Here is a 19,295-nt window from a genome sequence, read left to right on the forward strand (position 1 = left end):
GCTCCCCCGATCGACACAACGAGGCCCCGAGGTTCCGGAGAGACTCAAGAGACTTCTTCGAAATTGTTCTAGAATCGCACACATGTCAATGGATACGGCCTCGGTCGGTGCACGCATCGCAGACGCACGAGAAAGAGCAGGGCTCACTCAAGCCGAGCTCGCTACCGAGACGGGCATCGCCCGCACCGCTCTTGCGAAGATAGAACGTGGAATCCGGGGCGTCGGAGCACTCGAGATCGCTTCAATCGCTCGCGCGTTGAGCGCACGGATCGAGTGGTTTCTCACTGATCCACCTGCCGCGCTCGTCTCCTATCGGCTGCGCGAAGGCGACGATATGGAAGTTGCGACCATCAACACCAGGCTTGAACGTCTTGCTCGCGACGTAGAGAGCGTTCAGGAGCTTGAACCTTCGCTGGTCCCCACCGCTTTGGAGGCTCAAACGCCGCTTCGCAGTATCGCTGAAGCCGAGCGGCTTGCTGAGCACGCGCGCCAACTGTGTGGCCTCGATGGTCGTGAGCCGATAAACGATCTCATTGACGTTGTCGGCGGGCTGGGGCTGTTCGCCTTCTCGCAGGAGTTGGGGGCGGACACCGCCGACGCCGGGACGATCCTCCTCAGCCGCGGGGCGGTGTCGCTGGTGAACAGCACTGGATCTGTTGGTCGTCGCCGTTTGTCCCTGGCACACGAACTCGGCCACTACCTCCTTGCAGACGATTACACGATCGACTGGCGTATTGCGAACCGCTCTTCATCCGACGAGACGGAGGCGCGGATCGACCGATTCGCTCGAGCCTTCCTCGCCCCCGAAGCTGGACTCCGCACGTTCTGGATGTCCACACGCGGCGACCACAGCATTCGCGACGCAGCGGTGCAGACCGCAAGCCGATTCCGCATTGACATGTCCACCTTGGCCCGACGGTTGCAGGACCTCGGCCTCGCCGACCAATCCGAGTGCAGCGAAGTCAGGTCCGCCAAGACTCTGCAGGGCGACATCGTCGGATTCGGACTCGTCGTCCCCCACGACCTGGAGGGCACCACGGTTCCTTCTCGCTTTGGCCAGGCGGTGCTCAAGCTTTACCGCCAGAAGCGTCTGTCGACTGAGCGCGCACTGAGCCTACTCCAAGGCACGTTGAACGCCGAGGATCTTCCGGAGACTAATCGCTCCCACGAAGACGAGATCTGGGATCTGCTCACCTGATGCCCACCCCTGAGGTCTATATCTTCGATGACGGTCCCCTTAGCCATTTCGCGGAGGCGGGGTGGCTCGGACTGCTCGGCGCCTACGTCGGGGATGGCGAGGCACTATTGCCGGACACCGTTCATGCTGAACTCCAGAGAGGCGTAGACCTGCATGGACATCTGAGATCCGTACTGGATGCGTCATGGCTTCGAGTCGAGTTACTGTCAACAGCAGCTGACTTATCTGCGCTGGCAACCTTCACGAACCGGCTAGTCGGTGACGACCCGCTGAAGAACCTAGGCGAATGTGGCGTCCTCGCTTTGGCGAAGACCAGAGGTGGAATCGCCGTGATCGACGATCGCTTCGCCCGCCAGGTCGCCAAAGAAGAAGGCATCCGCTTCACGACAACCCTCGACCTTCTGCTCAAGCTCGTCCAGGGGGGACACCTGTCGATGGCCTTTGCGTCGCGTGTCGCAGACGAGCTGTTGAGAACGGAGTACATCCTCCCTATCGGCTCGGGCGGGTTTGGAGCCTGGGCCGCCATGCACGGGCTATATGACGAGCCCGATCTCGACGGGACAGACGATCTGTGACCGAGACCACAGGTTAGAACGCGATGTAACGTCCGTCCCAATGCGTCCGTGAACTCATGTCGTTGGTTGAGCATCTCCTGGCGCAGGGTCGCTCATACCGCACGCGTGAAGATCAAGAGAGCGCATTCACGGTCAGGCTCGCCACGCACAGGGTGTTAGACCAGCTGCTGCATCACGCTGTTCGAGTCAGGATCCCTCACTGACAGAGCTGTGTCTATCAACCGACCGCTCCGCCGCGGCCCATCGAACATGCGGCGGTCGCCTGCGCTGACGATGCATTGAGCGCGTCGATCCCCAAGTTACGATCGCCACTTCTTCGGAATCAGTCCGCGTTCGCGGGCATCCTCGAGCGAGTACGGGATGCTCTCCTCGATCCACGTCTCAACGTCGACGGGACGGTACCAAACGTGCTTGCCGGCATACAGGAAGCGCGGCCCTTCGTCGCGCGTTCGCCACGACTCCAGTGTCCGTTTTGAGACCTGAAGGATCGCGGCCACGTCGTCGGTCGTCAGCAACTGCGGGATAGATGACTCACCCATGCGTTACAGACTGCCACCAACAAGCAGAGGATGCGTAGTTACCAGTAGCAACTTTTCGAGGACTCCCCCGAAGCAGGGAAAACGGACAGAAAACGGACACAATAGTCCAGAAAATTGCCATCCATAGGAACTTCAATGGTCCGTTCTGCCGCGGAATTACGCGGAAGTCGACGAATCTCGATCGAGCTTGAATCATAAGCCTCACGAAGTGGGATCAAAACGAAAGTCGTTATGAATCAACCTCGCGTAGTCCGACTGCAGCTGGTCCTCGGCGGGTGGACGACCAGATCGGGTTACAGAGTCACGACCATCGTGACGCGGTCGGTGCGCTCACGGAGTTCGCGCCCGATGCGGCCCCGTATCCTGACGATGGGCGCTGTTGGAGTGCTCCAGTAGGCGACTGCGGTCGAGCATCCATGGGAGGACTAGATGGATCGTTACTGGTCGACGCCGCGCGGACTGCACGCCGCCCAGACTTACCGCAGAATGGTCTCACTTCACATCAGCGCAGACCTGGTTCCTCCGAGCAAACGGGCGATGGGCGCTGTGAAGGCCCGCGCCCAGGAAGTGCTCAGCGATGCCTTCGCCTCGTCCAGAGCACATACTTCCCTACACCCGAAGATTCGTTGGCCCAAGCCCCCGCGCCGCGGTGGCGCTCGACATCGCACTGTACGGCGAACTGTTGAACGCACCTCGCGTCGACACCATCTGCAAGTGGCTTCTCGACGAGCTTGCGGGCCATGTCTATCGCGACGACAGACAGGTCAAGTTGCTGTTCGCGCATGCGGACCGGCGGGACCGAGAGGCGGAACAGGCCAACAGCCGAACGGATCCGCGACGGGAAGACACGTCAGCATCAGCGACGTTCGGGGCGGCCTGGAGCGTGATTCCAGACGAACCCGGCCTGCGGGACCTGGATGCGAAGCCTAATTCGTCGCCGACGTTGTACGTGCGTGCCAGAACTCGCGCAAATGTGCTGGCTGCGCTAAGAGCGACAGGCGACCTCCCCTATTCATGGGATCCAATAGACGATGACGACGACTACAAGTACTGGAATCCCTACACGGCGACCTATCCGGGGACTCGTAGAAGCCTTGTGGAGTATAGGGAGCTGCTGGAATCGCGCATTGAGCCCGACGCAGAGGAGCTCACCCTCGTTGGACGGCAGTTGGACTATCACGATCAAGCTTCTGAACAGCGGATCGTTGATGTCTTGTTCTCCTCGCTTTTCACCTTCCTTCCTGCGCAGCGGTTCCTCGGCTGGAATCTCCTACGCGATCGCCTGGGCACGGCACCCTATGTGTTCGATCTTGGCGTGCTGCCCGAGGTCGGTGGCAGTGCCGCGTTCAGGTCGCGCCTGCAAGTGCTCTTGAACCAGCGTCGAACTCAATACCCAGAGCTGTTCCCGATGCGCGCAAAGAGTGGGATATCTATCGTCTTGTTCGAAGACGGCACCCATGAGAAGGATCTCGACAACCTTGTTCGTACGGTGCTACCCGACGTTCTCGATGTCCTGCGTCCCCCGAGGACGGACCGCCCAGGGTGGGTGGCCACCGCGCCCGACATCGAAACCACCTATCCCGACATCCCCTTTCTCGAGGTGGCTGCGCTTTCGGCGAAGGACGCTGACATGCCACCGGGCACGCTGATCTTCGGCCTTTCAGGGGGCCATCGGCACCAAAGCTGGTGGGCAAAGCGGAGTCGGACTTGGAGAGGCAGCTCGACCAACTCATCGACCGGTACTAGGACGTTCCCGCGCTCTTTGCGACCGGCGTCGCACGAAAGGCAATCTGATGTTGGACGGCCCCTCAGTGGTCTGATTTACGCTTCGCCGCGCAGAAGGATTCTCGTGGCAAGACGGACACGTGATCCAAGACCATCAGCCTGAAGTCGGACGGGCGTCGCCGTAGCGCGGAGGTCATCAAGCGCAGCTCGCATCTGGCTGAGCTCGGTGTCGCGGGCCTGTTGGTGGCGGTCTTCGATGTGTCGGATGTGAATCCGGACGAGCACTCCCGCAGATCCGACCCCGGCGGCAACCGCCGTCACCGCCAGAGCCACCCCCGTTGATGGCCATCCAACGGACGCGTACAAGGCGACCCCGAATGCGGCTGCGCCACCCGCTACACCGCACGCGATTTCAAGATCATGCGGGGCGGACGTGTGCCGGCGCTCGAAAAGAGCACCGATGGGCGCAGCCAACATCGTTAGCAGAAGGACCCAAAGGACTCCTGTCGGGAGCATCTCCTTCGGCGGGAACTTCAGATCCAGCACTACGCTCATCGCGCAGACGATGACGGTGGCGCCAAGAAGAAGTACGACTCGCCTGTAAGTACGCGTCTCGATGAAGCTGTCGTCTTCGGAGTTCCTGTTCATGCGGGTACTGTCCCACACGAGCACCAGTGCCGAACGGATCAGCCGCTCAGGAAGCTTTAGCGAGGTCGACGATCCACTGCGGAGTCTTCACACCTCGCGCCTTGTCGCCGTTGACGACGATGCGCGCGGCGAGACGACGTTCGTTCTCTGTCGGGGCACGTCGACCTGCCCGCTCTTCGAGTTCCGCCTTCGTCATCTCGCACCTCCTTCGCAATCGGTGTCTGCCTGCACTCAGTGTAACGCTTACGGTCCAATGGAGGCCAGAAGACAGCCCGTTGAGATCTGTGCTCTCAGCGAGCTTCTGAACTCGGCTCATCCTCGGACGAGCCCTCGCGTTCTGCGTCAGCTCGTCCTTCTGCGTTCGCATCGAGAAGAGCGTCGTGCTCGGCTTCGTCGCGCGCCTCGGCATCCGCCCAGTCATCTTGTTCCAAGCCGTCGCCGTTCGGATCGAATGTCACGGCCCGCGCTACTTCTGCAAGGAACGCACGGTCCGCACGTCGCGCGAGGCGCGTCGTCTGCAGTTCGACGACGGCGGCGGCACCGGCCTCTCGTTCAATGCTCGTCGCATTCGGCTTGACGTAGAGGTTCAAGGCCCACTCCACACGTTGCCACCATGCATTCAGTCGCACCTGGTGCCGCGAGCCTCCGAACGCGAGGGACGCCGCAACCACGGCAGCGAACCCTCCGAATCCTGGACTGACCAGCCACGCGCTCGTCCAGGGCCAGCCTGCATCGCGCCACCACACGCCCAGGCTCTGCCACCATGCCGGGACATCAACGATGCCGAGCAGCTGAAGAGTGACGATAGTCATCGCCCCGGCAACGGCGATCATGGCAGACGCGAATGGCGCCCGGTGCGTAGAGATCCAGGCTTTCGCTGTCGCACCTCATCAGGGTTCGGGTGGTGTGGCCTCATAGCGGGGAGTCTAAGGTCCAAGATCCTCACGGGGTCCAGGTCCGCGGATACGTTCCGGGTCTGGTCACGTTGGCGCATGCACTCACAGTAATTGGTGTTCCTCGCCCTAATTTTGGGTAAGTAGGCAACGGCCGATCCGAGTCGCCCGACGCCCGTCGCGATCACGTAACTCCGTATGGCGTCTTCGTACTCACCCGCCATCGCTGTCGTCCCATATGAACTTGGCTACGCGACAGCTCTCCATGGTTGCGCCGTAACCGCGTCGACGACATCTCGCGGGCGTTCGAGGAGGGTTGCCATCATCGTGTACCGCTCCACGAAGTCGGTGACTTCGGCACCCTGGTTGGCGCTTTGCCAGTGCCGCATCGCGTCGTTGAAGTCGCCACGGATCTCCGCGGAGACGCTCGGCAGGAGGCATTCCCCTAGGCGATCGAGGAGCTCATGCCAACTGTCATAGACACGGTTCTGCGCCTTTCCCGCTCGTTTCGCGATCCCTTCCGGGTCCGGACGCATCCCCAGCTGCATCTCCCGCAGTTCCATGTGTCCGATCGCTCCGGTAGCTGCCATGGCCTTCGCTAGTCCTCCCTCCGCGCGCTGCACCCTCTCGATATCCACCCGCACGTGCGCGCTGTCGGCAACCGTGGCCAGCCCTCCTACGGGCACGGGAATCGACTGAACTGCCGCAATCGCCTGCGGACGTACCGCCAGGGACAGCGTCCCCAGCGCCTCGTGCACGTTGAGATACCGGACGACATCGAGATCGTCTCCGTCTAGATCGCTGATACAGAGATCAGCCGCGATCTCTTGGTTCTCGTCTTTGTACCCGGTGTTGATCCGCAGCCGGCTGGGGCTCAGCGCAACCCGGTAGAGGTAGAACTGCGAGCCGCCGTCGCCTTGGTTCTCCATCCGGCGGAGCATGTTCTCGATCGCTGACTCGTACGTTCCGAGATGCAGCGCCTTCGACGATTGCTCGGCGAGATAGCCTTCGCGAGAGGGCCAGTAGTCTCGCTTGTTCCCGGTCATGGAGTCGGCGATCTGCTGCGCGTAGTCCGGCGATGGCCAATCAGGTGAGGTACTTGTGTGGTACCACGCGAGGTCTGCGACGCTGTGGAGGGCGGGATCATTCCGGTCGCGGATCGCGGCGACTCGCGGGCCGAAGTGGATCTTCGTGCCACAGTGTGCACACTGTACTCGGCAGTTGTTGGCTTGCGCCTCATAGTCAGCCGCTGAAATGAATGTGGTCTCTCCGCATTCGCAGTTCATCCAGTAGCCGTAGTTGAATCCGTCGAATCGTTCAACAAGTGCGGGGACGTTCAAGCGGTCTCCGCCCAGATGATCTCGTCCTCTTTGAATCGTTCGATGAAGAGTCGGCCCAGTTCAATCCAATCCTCCGTCTCCACTTCGTCGGCGTGGAGCTCAAGCGTCTCCTCAACGTCCCAGCCATCGAGAGTGAGGTATGGCTGAGCCCATCGCTCGGATGCCCAGGCGACTCGAGCTCCACGTCGTCGTTCGGATTTCCCCATTCCGATCCAGAACAGGTTTCCCGGGTTGTGCCCCTTGATGCTCGGGAACTCGGATGCGTGTGCCCACCGGCGCCATGCGTAGTTGAACCCGGACTCCAGAGACATCTTGCTGCTCGTCACTGCTCGGACGCCGTTGGCGAGCACTCCGAGGGCGAGTCCGTCGACGACGTGTTTGATCTGCTGGTCTTTCGTTCTGTGCACATATTCACGCTACCGACCGGCTCCGACGTCACAGGGCCCGTAGCGGGCCGCTCAGACAGGATTCTTCTCGCTCCGAACAGTCCGGTGGGTCGGGCGTACGATCACAGGATGGCGAAGGAATCATTCAAGCCCGGCGATGAGGTCTTCACCGTCAGGTCACGATGCGTTCGGACACCTCGCGCAAGAACGGAGCCCACGCATGCGGACCAGTGAGCGAGGTACTTTGACAGCCTCCGAAGTGGCGATCTCCATCTCCTCGTTTGTGGCGGCAGGCGATGTCCAGGCCGCGACGCAGGCCTTTCTTCAGTTCGTGAACGGAATCAGCACAGGCAGCAAGCAGACCTTTCTGACGCTGTCAGCGGATCCGCCAGGCGACAGCGGGCCCGGCTGGTCCTGGGCGATCGCGGGCATCGTCGACCTGCACGCGCAGCGAGTCGGCGTTCCGGCCCCCGATTGGGCATTGGCCACTTCCGGGGACTGCGTCCGCGGAATGGGCCCCATGGAGCCCGAAGGTGGCGCATCTCATCGATCCTTCCCGGGTCCCCGAACCACTCCGGCGGCGAGGGGTCCTGATCGAATCCGGTGAGCTCGACTCCGCGTAGCTTCTGTATCCCGTTCCGCAACTGCGCGGCAAAGCTGCTCGCCCCATGTTCAAGAAAATGGCGTAACGTTGGGATTTTCCCAACTCTTGGCCGTAAGGTGATGCCATGGATATGGGGCAGCGTATTGCAGCGCGCATCGACGCCCTCACGCCCGCAGCGACACGCAAGGAGTTTGCGGAACGCGTCGGAATGGCGCCTGATGCGCTTTCGCGTGCACTCAGCGGGAAGCGAGGCTTCGCAAGCATCGAGTTGGTCAGGATCGCAGACGAGCTACAGGCAGACATTCACGAACTGATCACCGGAGAAGTGAGTCCTCACCAAGTGATAGTGAACGCCCGCCACAACTACGATCACAGCACGTCAGATCGCAGTGTGCCTACGTTCGCCGACGACAAGATCGTGCTGGAGGAGATCTGTGTCGCGTATGCACAGGCTTCGTTGCCTGCACGCGAGAGCGCGTCCGACGGACATGATGTCGAAGCCATTCGCGGCGCGTTGGGGCCTGGTTTCGTACGTCCGTTCGCAGATCGCATCGAAGAGCGCCTCCAGATCGATGTCATCAGGGTGAACGGCCTCGGAACCGCGTACTCGGGCACGGCAAACGGTAGAAAGTTCATCGCGATACCAGCAACAGGCAGCTGGTTTCGCGAGAACTGGGACCTCGCCCATGAGTTAGCCCATGTCTTCGGCCTCCGCAGCGAAGCCGAAGCGAACGCATTCGCTGCGAACCTCCTCCTCCCCGAGGAGCTGTTGAGGTCGATCGACTGGTCCGCGGCCTCACAGGAGGCGATCGCCGACTTCTTGTGGCAGACAGGAGTCTCCACCAGCGCGCTCCGAATCCGTCTTGATGCACTCCGTATCTCCTATGCCGACGCGTCGCATGTTCTTGCGCAGAACACTCAACGAGCTCTTCGACGTGCACGCGGATGGTCTTCGGAGTTCGGTGACGAGATCACGATGCGAATGGAGGCTGCCAGTAGAAGGCGTTTCCCGCTCGTCCTGCAGGAGGCTCACGAGATCGGTGTGGAGGAGGGACGACTCGGGCCGGGCTACTTGGCATGGATGCGAGGAGTCGAGCCCGAATGGATCATCGAGACGTACGCCCCCGAGGTGCTGGACCCAAGCTTGGATGACCTCGCGGCAGCATTCGGATTGAGCGTTGACTAGGACGCTCTTCTTCCCCGACACGACTGTTGTGAGCAACTTCGCCCTGATCGACCAGATGGCGCTGCTCGAGACTCTCGTGAACGGGAATGGCGCATGGTGCGCAACAGTCGCTTCCGAGTGCTCGACCGGAGCAACGAAACCCGGACTTGAGAAGATGGCTATAGCGCGCAGCATCTTCGGCGAACCGATCTACGCAACGCCGGCGGAACACGTCGACATCATCGTGTTGCAGGATCAGATGCGTCAGCCAGGAGATCGAGACACGGCGCATCTCGGAGAGTCTGAAACGATCGCGATCATCATCAGCCGGCAGCTCAGGGCTGCTTTCGTCACAGACGATCGAGATGCGCAGCGCCAGGCCGCATTGCGCGGGATTCCTGTGTATAGCACCTGGCACATCCTGAAGCTGGGAGTCGCAACAGGACATCTCACCAGCGAGGACTTCCTCGCGGCCTATCAGACGCTCGTCGATGCAGATCGCGGACATCCTCCTTGTGGCCGAGGCGAGAGCTCAGTGGCCGCCTGGATCATCAGCTGACAGATCGCTCCGTCCACCGAGCCGCGAGAACGCTCGGTCGAGGATTGCAGCGGCCTCGGGATCCACTTCGCTCAGCTCGTGAATGTAGTGCTTCTTGGTGATCCGCGGGTCTGCGTGTCCGAGGACCTTCGCGGCTAATTCGGCGCCAGCTGCCTGGTTGTCGACGGATGCCACGGTCTTCCGCAGGGCGTACGGCGTCAGGAGGTCGACATCGATGCCCACGCGCCCAAGCAGTTCACGATGCTGATTGCGAAACTCACGGAAGAGGCGGTCGATGTAGTTGACGGACATCGGGGTGCCGTTCTTCGTCGGCAAGAGAAGCTGATCGGGATTCGGTTCATAGCACGCGACCAGCCGTCGGAGCACTGCGTCCGCGTAGTCAGGAACGGTCATCGTGCGCTCCTGCCCTCTGCCCTTGGGGTGGTCCTTCCGGATGTTCTTGAACTTCTTCGTCCGGTTGACGTTGCCCGACAACGAGACTTTCGCCGGCTTCGACAGCAGGTGTACGTCGTCGAGGGTCAGACCGAGCACCTCGCCAGGCCGCAACGAAGTGCCCAGGGTGATGAGCAGGAAGTCCTCCATGGCGCGGACGTTGGGTCTGCTTCCACCTCGCCGCCCCGGGTTCTTCCCCTCCCACTCTCGGATCAACGCGATGATGAGCAGAAGCTGGTCTTCCTCCAGTTGAATGCTGCGCTTCCGGGTGTTGTTCCGCAGCTTGGGAACGTCGTTCATCGGACTCGTTGGGATCACGCCGTTGAGAGCGGCAAACATGAGCATCCCCGACAGCGTCTTTCGGGTCACGGAGGCGAAGCTGTACGACCGCTCGCGTGCAAGGCGCTGCAGAAGGTTGTGGATGAAGCCAGCGTTGAGCGATCCGATCGGTACGGCGCCGATGTAGGGAAGCACGTTGTTCTTGACGCGGTTGTGATACGCCTCCCTACTGGACTGCTCGATCGCGTCTTCTGCCCTCATGTCGACGTCGGCAAGCCAGAGCGATGCGAGCTGTTCGGTCGTGGACACGACCGTCAGCGGCACGAACATGCCGCCCCACACTTGGTTCGCCTTGATCTGGATCGCGTCCTCGGCTTCCTCAGCAGTGTTGCACCATGCCTCGAGAACGTGAAGGTCGCCGGCACCGTCGCGAACTCGGCCCCTGCTCCGATAGGCGCCGCCGATCTCATTGGTGGAGACCTTGCCGAGCTCACCCGGCTTCTTTCTCGGCCTAGGCAACGCTCTGCCCTGCGATGTAGTCCCGGATCGAATCCGCGGTCCATCGGAGGTGCTCGCCGATCTTGATGGGTGTCGGTCCAGTGTTCGTGTAGCGCCACGATTCGACCGTCCGCGGCGACACTCCGAAGTACTCGGCGACCTGCTCCTTCGTCAGCAGCGCCGGGAGCGCCACGTTGGCGAGAGCTTCGGATCCTGACTTGGTTGAGGCGTTTTTCTTGCTCATGACGGTCACATACCCGGTGCGAGCCGGGTTCTGCGCGGATCGTCGCGACTCATCGCGTAGTCGTTGCCGTGAAGCGCCACCAGAAGTCCCTGGTAGGCGATTTCTAGTGAGTTTTTGGTGAGTACCACCGTGCGTACCGTCGTCGGCATACATAGGAGAAGGCGCCCCATCCCTAGAAAAACTGGGACGTGACGCCTTCTATTGGCTCCCCGGCTTGGACTCGAACCAAGAACCTGCCGGTTAACAGCCGGCTGCTCTGCCAATTGAGCTACCGAGGAATGTGCTCCGCTGCGCGGGCAACTCGTCAATCCTAGCAAATACTTTCGCGTGGTCGTGACACGGGCCACGCCTCGGGCGTGTCGAGCCACGGGGACGTCATGGCTGCGAATCCGCCTCGGCGTTCGGCGCCCAGAGCAGGTCCTTGCCGACACCCCGAGCGACGACGTGGCCACCTCTGAGCATGAGCGTCTCGGCGTTCAGCTCGCGGATGAAGTCGGCATCGTTCGTCACGAGAAGCGCCCCCATTCCCAGCTCCTTGCGTCGACGGGTGATCGCGTCGAAGACCACCGGACGCACCTCGAGGTCGAGGTTCGCGAGGATCTCGTCGGCGATCAGAACACGCGGCTCGAGCACGAACGACCGAGCGATCGCCACACGCTGCCTCATGCCGGCACTGAGCTCATATGGGAACTTCGCGGCCGTCCCGAGTGGAAGATGCAGTTCGTCGAGCAGAGTAGCCACACGGATCGACAGGGCTTTGGTGTTCACCCGTCGTTCCCGCGCGAGGATCGGTTCGGCGATGACCTCCTGAACCGTGAGCCGAGGCGGCAGATCCGCACCGGCGCCCTGTGGCACGAATCCGGTGCGGTAGGTCAGGACCCGATGCTTGCGCCCAGGACGCCTCACGTTCACACCGCACACGTGTGCGCTGCCGCCCACGATGCGCACGGACGGATCCGTGGAACCGGCCAGGGCCAGCACCAGCGACGACTTTCCCGACCCCGTGGGGCCGGCGACGCAGATCAGTCCGCCAGGTGAGAGCGAGAAGGTGACGCCGTCGACGGCCCGGGTCGGCGATCCGTGGCCTGCACGGTCGATCACCAGATCCGAGCAGTCGATCGCGTGCGTGGGGTCGTGCCGGCGGGACATGGTTCCATCCTGCCCTGCGCGCGGCGGCGGAACCCGTTACGACTCGGCGAAGCGCTGACGCTCGACGTCGAGATCGCGCAGGCGCATGCGCAGTGCGCGGCCTCCGTCGGAGTCGGCGGGCACGCGCTGCACCGCCCCCAGCAGCTCGTTCTTCTCATCGTCGAGGCTGCGCACGATGAGACGCCGACACAGATCTGTCGCCGATGCCACCGCACCGGCCTCGTCACGCGCCGGGAACGGCGTCATCAGCAGCTCGCCGCCGAGGGAGCGATAGGGCTCACGCACGGCGTTGACCGCCTCGGTCACCCACCCCGCCCTGGTGCGGTCGGGGGCGGATGCGACCGCTTCGCGCACGGCGTCGAGACCCGGCGTGCGAAATGCCGAGCTCAACGCCCTGCCCAACAGCCCCTGATCGATCTGGTGCCCGTACTGCAGCGCCCCCATCAGCGCGTCGCGTTCCAGCGCGACCTCCGCCGATCGGGGCAGGCTCGCGAGCGTCACGGGCGCGAGTGCCGGCCCGTCTGAGGGCCCATCGCCGTGTGGCTGCTCGTGGCGGGGAGCATCGGGAGGAGCGGTGCGGCCCGAGCGTCGCACCTCGCTGCGGACCTCGGTCGGGTCCATGCCGAGGCGGCGAGCGAGGACGCGCTCGTAGCCGGGACGCAGCAGCGGATCCTTGATCTCGGCGACGATGGGAGCCGCCGCACGCAGCGCGCCGACGCGTCCCTCGACCGTCGAGAGATCGAAACCCCCCAGTCTGCGGTCGATCGCGAACTCGAACATCGGCACTTTGGCATCCATGAGGGTGCGCACCGCGGCATCCCCCCGTTGCAGGCGCAGATCGCACGGGTCGAGTCCGTCGGGAGCCACAGCCACGAAGGTCTGCGCCTTGAAGCGGTCGTCCTCGGTGAATGCGCGCAGAGCGGCCTTCTGCCCCGCTTCGTCGCCGTCGAAGGTGAACACCACCTCGCCCGAGGCGTTGTCGTCGCCCATCACCCGGCGCAGCACCTTGATGTGATCGGTGCCGAAGGCGGTCCCGCAGGTCGCGATCGCCGTCGTGAGACCCGCGAGGTGGCAGGCCATCACGTCGGTGTAACCCTCGACGACGACCACGCGTCGCGGATCTCCGCGCGCGATGTCTTTCTTGGCCAGGTCGAGCCCGTACAGCACCTGCGCCTTCTTGTAGATGGGCGTCTCCGGGGTGTTCAGGTACTTCGGGCCCTTGTCGTCGTCGAACAGACGGCGGGCTCCGAATCCGATGGTCTGCCCCGACACGTCGCGGATGGGCCACACCAGGCGTCCGCGGAAGCGGTCGTACACGCCGCGCTGGCCGGTCGAGACGAGACCGGCGGTGCTGAGCTCGTCTCTCGTGAATCCCTGGGCGGTGAGCGCCTTCAGCATCCCGTCCCAGCCACGAGGGGCGAAGCCGACGCCGAAGTGCGCCGCCGCTCCCGCATCGAACCCCCGTTCGCCGAGGAACCGCCTGCCGGCTTCGGCATCGGGAGACAGCAGCTGCGCACGGAAGAACTCGGCCGCTGCGGTGTTCGCGGCGTAGAGCCGGGCCCGTCCGCTCGTCTCGGGCGCCGCCCCGCCGTCTTCGTAGTGCAGCGAGTAGCCGATACGTCCGGCCAGCCGCTCGACGGCCTCGGTGAAGCTGACATGGTCGATCTCGCGCAGGAAGGAGTAGACGTCGCCCGACTCCCCGCAGCCGAAGCAGTGATAGTAGCCGACCTGCGGCCGCACGTGGAAGCTCGGGCTCTTCTCGTCGTGGAAGGGGCACAGACCCTTGAGCGATCCGACGCCGGCAGATTTCAGCGCGACGCGCTCTCCGACGATGTCGGCGATGTTCGTGCGCGCCTTCACCTCGTCGACATCGGCCTGACGGATGCGGGGCATCAGCGCACCTCGGCGACGGAGCGGCGCTCGGCCGGTGTCGCAGGGCGAGCCCCCGGGCGCGCGTGCCGTGGGCTCCAGATGCCTACCTCGGCGGGGTCGATCTCCCCGACCAGGCGGTTGTGCCAGTCGATCGCGCTCTGGTCCGTGAGGCTCGCGATCTGGTCGACCACGACCCTTGCGCGTTCGGCATCGTTCGCCGCCGCCACGAAGTCCGCCGCGAACGCGGGTTCGAGCACGTCGGCGCCAGCCGACCACAGGGCATCGGTCGACCACAGGGAGTCAGCCAGCCGCTTGAGCACGCGTCGCTGCTCCTTGTAGACGCCCTTGCGAGCGTCGATCGTGACGATCGCCTGGCCCATGATGCCCTTGAGCACCGCGATCTCGGTCTCGACGACGCGCGGCACGACGACGTGCGCGTTGTAACGCACGAGCGCAGGCCCCGCGTACGCCTCCCGCGTGGCGGACACGGACGCGCGGGCGAACCGGCCGATGAAGTCGCTGGTGAGGTTCTTCAGCCGGGCGAGGTCCTGCCGGGAGCGGTTGAAGGAGTTCAACCACATCGGCAGCCCGGCGAGACGGTACAGCGAATCGGCGAGCTCGTCGCGGGTGAAGTCGTAGCCCACCCACTGCTGGATGCGGTCGATCAACGCCTCGTGCTCACGCGCGTCCGACAGCTGCGCGACGTCGACGTAGCCGTTCACGATCGCGTCTTCGAAGTCGTGCACCGAATAGCCGATGTCGTCGGAGAGATCCATGATCTCGGCCTCGATGCAGCGAAGCCGCCCCGGCGCCCCCTCGCGCATCCAGCGGAACACCGGCTCGTCATCGGGATAGACGCCGAACTTGAGGCGGCCGCCGGGGTCGGGAACCGGGCTGTCGGCAGTCCACGGGTACTTGCAGGTGGCGTCGAGGCTCGCGCGCGTGAGGTTCAGACCGACGGAGCGGTCGTCATCGTCGAGCACCTTCGCCTCGAGCCGGGTGAGGATGCGCAGCGACTGTGCGTTGCCTTCGAAGCCGCCGATGTCCTCCGCCCATTCGTTGAGCGCCCGCTCTCCGTTGTGGCCGAACGGCGGATGGCCGAGGTCGTGGCTGAGGCACGCGGTGTCGACCACATCGGCCGAGACGCCGAGTGCGGTGGCGAGCTCGCGACCGACCTGGGCGACCTCGAGGGAGTGCGTGAGCCGGTTGCGCGCGAAGTCGGCGGTGCTGGGCGGGGCTCAGCACCTGCGTCTTGGCGGCCAGACGACGCAAGGCCGCCGAGTGGAGCACGCGCGCGCGATCGCGCGCGAAGTCATCTCGCTCGGATCGGTGCGTCTCGGCGAAGTAGCGCTCGGCGTCGCGCGGGTCGTAGCCGTCGGTCCGCTGGGCGGCTGAGCCTGCCTGCAGATCAGCCGCCACTGTTCTCGATCTCCGCTCCGCGCATCATCTCCGACGTCGACTCGCCGATCTCCCGGGACTCGAGCCACTTGTCGGGCAGAGAGGTGCGCTTCGGTCGGCCCGCGCGACCGCGCTGCCCCTCGGCATCCGCCCCGGGGTAAGGCGCACCGCGATCGAGCTGGCCCAGCAGATCGTCGATGTGCTGGAGGCTGGATGCCATCGCGAGTCCCGTGCGGATGTCGCCGCCGACCGGGTAGCCCTTGAAGTACCAGGCGACGTGCTTGCGCACGTCGCGGCATCCGTGATCCTCGTCATCGAAGAACTCGACGAGGAGTTCGGCGTGACGGCGGAAGGCGTCGGCGACGAACCCGAGGGTCGCGTCGACCGGCGTCGTCTCTGCGCCGAATGCCGCGGCGAGGTCGCCGAACAGCCACGGGCGGCCCAGGCAGCCGCGCCCGACGACGACGCCGTCGCAGTCGGTCTGTTCCATCATCCGCACGGCATCCTCCGCAGACCAGATGTCGCCGTTCCCGAGAACGGGGATGCTGGTGACGGCCTGCTTGAGCTCTCCGATGGCGTTCCAGTCCGCGTGACCCGAGTAGTACTCGCCGGCGGTCCGTGCATGCAGGGCGACTGCCGCCGCCCCCGCGTCTTCGGCGGCGCGGCCCGCCTCGATGAAGGTCAGGTGGTCGTGATCGATGCCCTTGCGCATCTTCACAGTGAGCGGGATGTCTCCCGCCGCCTTGACGGCCTGCGTGACGATATCGGCGAAAAGACGGTTCTTCCAGGGCAGGGCCGCTCCCCCGCCACGACGGGTGACCTTGGGCACCGGGCATCCGAAATTCAGGTCGATGTGGTCGGCATGATCCTCGGCCACGATGATGCGGACCGCGTCGGCGATCGTCTTCGGGTCGACGCCGTAGAGCTGGATCGAACGCGGTGTCTCGGACTCGTGGTGTCGGATCAGGCGCATCGTGCTCTCATTGCGCTCGACCAGTGCGCGCGAGGTGATCATCTCGCTCACATACAGGCCCGCTCCGTACTCGCGGCAGAGGCGACGGAACGCGGTGTTCGTGATGCCGGCCATCGGCGCGAGCACGACGGGCACGTCGAGGTCGATCGGTCCGATGCGGAGCGGGCGGGCGGGAGCGGTGGCGACAGTCATGACCCTTCCATTCTCCCAGACGCGGAGCCCATGGCGCCCCATCGACCTAAGCTGTGGATATGACCGATTCCGCAGTGCGCAGCATCCCCTTCGTCGACGCCCAGGGAGCGGAGAAAACGCTCGACGATCTCGGCGCCGACGTCGTCCTCGTCGTGAACGTGGCCTCGAAATGCGGCCTCACCCCCCAATACGAACAGCTCGAAGAACTGCAGCGCCGCTACGGTGATAAGGGCTTCAGCGTGGTCGGCTTCCCGTGCAACCAGTTCTTCGGACAGGAACCGGGTTCGGTCGACGACATCCTCGAGTTCTGCTCGGTCACCTACGGCGTCACGTTCCCGATCAACGACAAGGTGAAGGTGAACGGCCGGAGCGCCGCCGAACTGTACAAGGCGCTCAAGGAGACTCCGGATGCCGGCGGCAAAGCCGGGCGGGTCGAGTGGAACTTCGAGAAGTTCCTCGTCTCCCCCGACGGATCGGTGCAGCGCTTCCGACCGAAGCAGACGCCGGACGACCCCGCCATCGTCGGAGCCATCGAGGCGGCGCTCTCCAGCGTCGGCTGATTGCGGGCGCTCTGACGCCCCTCCAGGTGAACGCGTGTTCACCTGGAGGTCAGATCGTCGCCACCTGCACTCCCTAGTCTCGCCGCGGCGAATCCCGCCGCACGACGAAGGAGACCAGGAATGCCCGATCGAATGCCGATGAGCCGACGCGCCGTCCTCACTGCCGGAGCGCTGGGCGCCCTGGGCGCCGCCCTGCCGGTGAGTGCCGCGCACGCCGATCCGGCGCCACCACCCGCTCCTGCCGCAGCCGCCGGCTCAGGCGCAGGGAAGCCGCGGCCTAACGCCCCGAAGCTGCGATTCCGCGCCGACGGGACGTTCAAGGTGGTGCAGTTCAACGACACTCAGGATGACGAGCAGACCGATCGACGCACGGTCGAGCTCATCGAGAAGATCCTCGACCAGGAGAAGCCCGATTTCGTCGTGATCAACGGAGACGTGATCTCGAGTGGCTGCGAGACCCGGCTCGCGGTGAAGCAGGCGATCAACAACGTCGTGTGGCCCATGGAGTCGCGCGGCATCCCGTGGGCCGTCACCTACGGCAACCATGACGAGGATTCCCTGCCCGGGTCGGGCGTAGACGAAGCGGGCATGCTCCAGATCTACCGCTCGTACGCCTGGAATCTGAACGCCGACAACGCCGCTGGTCTGACGGGCACGAGCAACACCCTCGTGCCGGTCGCCTCGTCGACGAAGAAGAACCGCGATGCGTTCGCACTGTGGATGATGGACTCGGGCCGCTACGCACCCGACGCGATCAACGGCCAGGACTTCTCAGGCTACCCCACGTGGGACTGGCTGCGCATGGACCAGGTCGCCTGGTATCGCGATCAGTCCACGTCTCTCGAGCGACGTGGTGGCCGCAAGGTGCCCGGTCTCATGTTCATCCACATCGCGCTGTGGGAGCACCGCTTCATGTGGTGGGGAGGAGTCGACACCCGCACGGAGGCGGATGCCGCCCGCGGCAGGGCGCGCCACGGCATCGTCGGAGAGCGAAACGAAGACGAGTGCCCCGGTCCGTTCAACTCCGGGATGTTCAACGCGATCCTCGAACGCGGCGATGTGAAGGGCGTCTTCGTCGGGCATGACCATGTGAACGACTACGTCGGCGACTACTACGGGGTCAGACTCGGTTACGCCCCGGGCACGGGTTTCGGCGCGTACGGACTCGAAGGGGCCGAACGCAACAGGATGCGCGGCGGTCGCGTGTTCGAGCTCACCGAATCAGGCGAGGCCGTGTCGATCTCGACCCGCGTCGTCTACGCCCGCGACCTCGGCATCGACCTCACCGCAGACGATCAGCCCATGGAGCCCTTGCCGCTCGCTCCCGCTCAGCAGAAGGTCTGACGGCCGGTCGAAGCGCGGCGGGTCACGCCTCCACGGAGTCGCCGCGCTTCGACCAGAGGTCGCGCAGCACGTTCTCGAAAGCCGCAGGGGGCTGCGCACCCGAGATGCCGTACTGGCCGTCGATCACGAAGAACGGCACGCCCTGGATGCCGTAGGCCTGAGCCTGAGCCTGATCCTGACGGACGGCGGGCAGGTGGGCAGCCGACTCGAGAGCCTCACGGGTCTCGTCGGCATCCAGTCCGACCTCGATCGCGAGATCGACGAGATCGTCGATGCGGCCGACATGCCGGCCCTCGGTGAAGTACGCCGACATCAGGCGCTCCTCCATCTCGTGCTGCAGACCCTGGGCCTTCGCGAAGTGCAGCAGCTCGTGCGCCTTCACGGTGTTGGTGTGCTGCAGAAGGTCGAACCGGTACGCGAGACCGGCCTCCGCCGCGACACCGGTGACGTGTGAGAGCATCTGCTCGACCTGCGCGCGCGGCATGCCCTTGTGACCTGCGAGGAAGTCGACCTCATCGCCGTGGAAGTCGACGGGAGTGTCGGGCGACAGCTCGAACGAGTGGAACGTGATGTTCACCTGCGGGGCGTCCTCATCAGCGGCCACCGCGTCGAGACCCTTCTCGAGATTGCGCTTGCCGATGTAGCACCACGGGCAGGCGATGTCGGACCAGATGTCGATCGAGATGGGTTCAGTCACACTCTCATCCAACCGCATACGCCCG

General features: G+C 64.1%; 19 protein-coding genes, 1 tRNA gene and 1 pseudogene. 7 read left to right on the forward strand and 14 right to left on the reverse strand.

Annotated elements, in window-relative coordinates; translation table 11 throughout:
* Positions 1-82: 82 nt before the first annotated feature.
* Both QFZ53_RS13745 and QFZ53_RS13750 read left to right on the forward strand, forming a co-directional pair.
* Positions 83-1,198 carry a helix-turn-helix domain-containing protein gene (locus tag QFZ53_RS13745; protein WP_307297317.1) on the forward strand — a complete coding sequence of 372 codons (1,116 nt, stop codon included), beginning with the start codon at positions 83-85 and terminating at the stop codon, positions 1,196-1,198.
* Positions 1,198-1,773 carry a nucleotide-binding protein gene (locus tag QFZ53_RS13750; protein WP_307297318.1) on the forward strand — a complete coding sequence of 192 codons (576 nt, stop codon included), beginning with the start codon at positions 1,198-1,200 and terminating at the stop codon, positions 1,771-1,773. Before QFZ53_RS13745 ends, QFZ53_RS13750 begins: the two co-directional genes overlap by 1 nt.
* 299 nt (positions 1,774-2,072) lie before the next feature.
* On the opposite strand, the gene QFZ53_RS13755 is transcribed toward QFZ53_RS13750, so the two are convergent.
* Positions 2,073-2,312: a helix-turn-helix transcriptional regulator gene (locus QFZ53_RS13755; RefSeq protein ID WP_307297319.1), complete on the reverse strand. Its 240-nt coding sequence runs from the start codon at positions 2,310-2,312 to the stop codon at positions 2,073-2,075.
* A 649-nt stretch (positions 2,313-2,961) separates the two neighbouring features.
* On the opposite strand from QFZ53_RS13755, the gene QFZ53_RS13760 reads away from it, so the two are divergent.
* Complete coding sequence (locus QFZ53_RS13760) at positions 2,962-4,200, forward strand: hypothetical protein (RefSeq protein WP_307297321.1); 1,239 nt, start codon at positions 2,962-2,964, stop codon at positions 4,198-4,200.
* Here QFZ53_RS13760 and QFZ53_RS13765 read toward each other — a convergent pair.
* The 5 genes from QFZ53_RS13765 to QFZ53_RS13785 form a co-directional block, all read right to left on the reverse strand.
* A complete protein-coding gene (locus QFZ53_RS13765; RefSeq protein ID WP_307297323.1) occupies positions 4,134-4,685 on the reverse strand; it encodes a hypothetical protein in 552 nt (183 codons plus the stop codon). The two genes, QFZ53_RS13760 and QFZ53_RS13765, sit on opposite strands and share 67 nt — an antisense overlap.
* A gap of 46 nt (positions 4,686-4,731) precedes the next feature.
* Positions 4,732-4,881 carry a hypothetical protein gene (locus tag QFZ53_RS13770; RefSeq protein ID WP_307297327.1) on the reverse strand — a complete coding sequence of 50 codons (150 nt, stop codon included), beginning with the start codon at positions 4,879-4,881 and terminating at the stop codon, positions 4,732-4,734.
* Positions 4,882-4,975: 94 nt separating this feature from the next.
* Entirely contained in the window at positions 4,976-5,497 is a 522-nt protein-coding gene (locus tag QFZ53_RS13775; RefSeq protein WP_307297330.1) for a hypothetical protein, read from the reverse strand.
* 329 nt (positions 5,498-5,826) lie between these two features.
* The gene (locus tag QFZ53_RS13780; RefSeq protein ID WP_307297333.1) at positions 5,827-6,918 is read right to left on the reverse strand and encodes a hypothetical protein; all 1,092 of its coding nucleotides are present in this window, start codon (positions 6,916-6,918) and stop codon (positions 5,827-5,829) included.
* Positions 6,915-7,325, reverse strand: a complete 411-nt coding sequence (locus QFZ53_RS13785; RefSeq protein ID WP_307297336.1) for a hypothetical protein — start codon at positions 7,323-7,325, stop codon at positions 6,915-6,917. The genes QFZ53_RS13780 and QFZ53_RS13785 overlap by 4 nt, the downstream gene beginning before the upstream one ends.
* A gap of 707 nt (positions 7,326-8,032) precedes the next feature.
* Between QFZ53_RS13785 and QFZ53_RS13790 the strand changes: the two genes are divergently transcribed.
* The gene (locus QFZ53_RS13790) at positions 8,033-9,094 is read left to right on the forward strand and encodes an ImmA/IrrE family metallo-endopeptidase (RefSeq protein WP_307297339.1); all 1,062 of its coding nucleotides are present in this window, start codon (positions 8,033-8,035) and stop codon (positions 9,092-9,094) included.
* Between the two features lie 28 nt (positions 9,095-9,122).
* The gene (locus tag QFZ53_RS13795) at positions 9,123-9,632 is read left to right on the forward strand and encodes a hypothetical protein (protein WP_307297340.1); all 510 of its coding nucleotides are present in this window, start codon (positions 9,123-9,125) and stop codon (positions 9,630-9,632) included.
* On the opposite strand, the gene QFZ53_RS13800 is transcribed toward QFZ53_RS13795, so the two are convergent.
* From QFZ53_RS13800 to dusB, 7 genes and pseudogenes are all read right to left on the reverse strand, one after another.
* Positions 9,606-10,862 carry a tyrosine-type recombinase/integrase gene (locus tag QFZ53_RS13800; RefSeq protein WP_307297341.1) on the reverse strand — a complete coding sequence of 419 codons (1,257 nt, stop codon included), beginning with the start codon at positions 10,860-10,862 and terminating at the stop codon, positions 9,606-9,608. The genes QFZ53_RS13795 and QFZ53_RS13800 overlap by 27 nt on opposite strands.
* Positions 10,855-11,085, reverse strand: a complete 231-nt coding sequence (locus tag QFZ53_RS13805; protein WP_307297342.1) for a helix-turn-helix transcriptional regulator — start codon at positions 11,083-11,085, stop codon at positions 10,855-10,857. The genes QFZ53_RS13800 and QFZ53_RS13805 overlap by 8 nt, the downstream gene beginning before the upstream one ends.
* 202 nt (positions 11,086-11,287) lie before the next feature.
* A tRNA-Asn gene (locus tag QFZ53_RS13810) sits at positions 11,288-11,363 on the reverse strand.
* A 97-nt stretch (positions 11,364-11,460) separates the two neighbouring features.
* Positions 11,461-12,234 carry an ATP-binding cassette domain-containing protein gene (locus QFZ53_RS13815; protein ID WP_307297344.1) on the reverse strand — a complete coding sequence of 258 codons (774 nt, stop codon included), beginning with the start codon at positions 12,232-12,234 and terminating at the stop codon, positions 11,461-11,463.
* A gap of 36 nt (positions 12,235-12,270) precedes the next feature.
* Positions 12,271-14,127, reverse strand: coding sequence for a DNA primase (dnaG, locus tag QFZ53_RS13820; protein WP_307297347.1), 1,857 nt, complete (start codon positions 14,125-14,127; stop codon positions 12,271-12,273).
* Positions 14,127-15,525: pseudogene (locus tag QFZ53_RS13825) on the reverse strand (deoxyguanosinetriphosphate triphosphohydrolase). The gene dnaG and the pseudogene QFZ53_RS13825 overlap by 1 nt, the downstream one beginning before the upstream one ends.
* Positions 15,515-16,669: a tRNA dihydrouridine synthase DusB gene (gene dusB / locus QFZ53_RS13830; RefSeq protein WP_307297348.1), complete on the reverse strand. Its 1,155-nt coding sequence runs from the start codon at positions 16,667-16,669 to the stop codon at positions 15,515-15,517. Before dusB ends, QFZ53_RS13825 begins: the two are co-directional and overlap by 11 nt.
* A gap of 59 nt (positions 16,670-16,728) precedes the next feature.
* Between dusB and QFZ53_RS13835 the strand changes: the two genes are divergently transcribed.
* Both QFZ53_RS13835 and QFZ53_RS13840 read left to right on the forward strand, forming a co-directional pair.
* A complete protein-coding gene (locus QFZ53_RS13835) occupies positions 16,729-17,229 on the forward strand; it encodes a glutathione peroxidase (RefSeq protein ID WP_307297350.1) in 501 nt (166 codons plus the stop codon).
* Between the two features lie 120 nt (positions 17,230-17,349).
* Positions 17,350-18,573 (forward strand): metallophosphoesterase family protein, encoded by a 1,224-nt coding sequence (locus QFZ53_RS13840; protein WP_307297352.1) that lies wholly within the window; start codon positions 17,350-17,352, stop codon positions 18,571-18,573.
* Between the two features lie 22 nt (positions 18,574-18,595).
* On the opposite strand, the gene QFZ53_RS13845 is transcribed toward QFZ53_RS13840, so the two are convergent.
* Positions 18,596-19,270, reverse strand: a complete 675-nt coding sequence (locus QFZ53_RS13845) for a DsbA family oxidoreductase (protein WP_292909625.1) — start codon at positions 19,268-19,270, stop codon at positions 18,596-18,598.
* Positions 19,271-19,295 lie beyond the last annotated feature (25 nt).

This window comes from Microbacterium natoriense (assembly GCF_030816295.1).
Lineage (GTDB): Bacteria > Actinomycetota > Actinomycetes > Actinomycetales > Microbacteriaceae > Microbacterium > Microbacterium natoriense_A.

Bases quoted from the DNA above. Each gene is read 5' to 3' on its own strand.
- QFZ53_RS13745 (WP_307297317.1), top strand. From the start codon at position 83: ATGTCAATGGATACGGCCTCGGTCGGTGCACGCATCGCAGACGCACGA.
- QFZ53_RS13750 (WP_307297318.1), top strand. From the start codon at position 1,198: ATGCCCACCCCTGAGGTCTATATCTTCGATGACGGTCCCCTTAGCCAT.
- QFZ53_RS13755 (WP_307297319.1), bottom strand. From the start codon at position 2,312: ATGGGTGAGTCATCTATCCCGCAGTTGCTGACGACCGACGACGTGGCC.
- QFZ53_RS13765 (WP_307297323.1), bottom strand. From the start codon at position 4,685: ATGAACAGGAACTCCGAAGACGACAGCTTCATCGAGACGCGTACTTAC.
- QFZ53_RS13770 (WP_307297327.1), bottom strand. From the start codon at position 4,881: ATGACGAAGGCGGAACTCGAAGAGCGGGCAGGTCGACGTGCCCCGACA.
- QFZ53_RS13775 (WP_307297330.1), bottom strand. From the start codon at position 5,497: ATGACTATCGTCACTCTTCAGCTGCTCGGCATCGTTGATGTCCCGGCA.
- QFZ53_RS13790 (WP_307297339.1), top strand. From the start codon at position 8,033: ATGGATATGGGGCAGCGTATTGCAGCGCGCATCGACGCCCTCACGCCC.
- QFZ53_RS13805 (WP_307297342.1), bottom strand. From the start codon at position 11,085: ATGAGCAAGAAAAACGCCTCAACCAAGTCAGGATCCGAAGCTCTCGCC.
- QFZ53_RS13815 (WP_307297344.1), bottom strand. From the start codon at position 12,234: ATGTCCCGCCGGCACGACCCCACGCACGCGATCGACTGCTCGGATCTG.
- dnaG (WP_307297347.1), bottom strand. From the start codon at position 14,127: ATGCCCCGCATCCGTCAGGCCGATGTCGACGAGGTGAAGGCGCGCACG.
- dusB (WP_307297348.1), bottom strand. From the start codon at position 16,669: ATGACTGTCGCCACCGCTCCCGCCCGCCCGCTCCGCATCGGACCGATC.
- QFZ53_RS13835 (WP_307297350.1), top strand. From the start codon at position 16,729: ATGACCGATTCCGCAGTGCGCAGCATCCCCTTCGTCGACGCCCAGGGA.
- QFZ53_RS13840 (WP_307297352.1), top strand. From the start codon at position 17,350: ATGCCCGATCGAATGCCGATGAGCCGACGCGCCGTCCTCACTGCCGGA.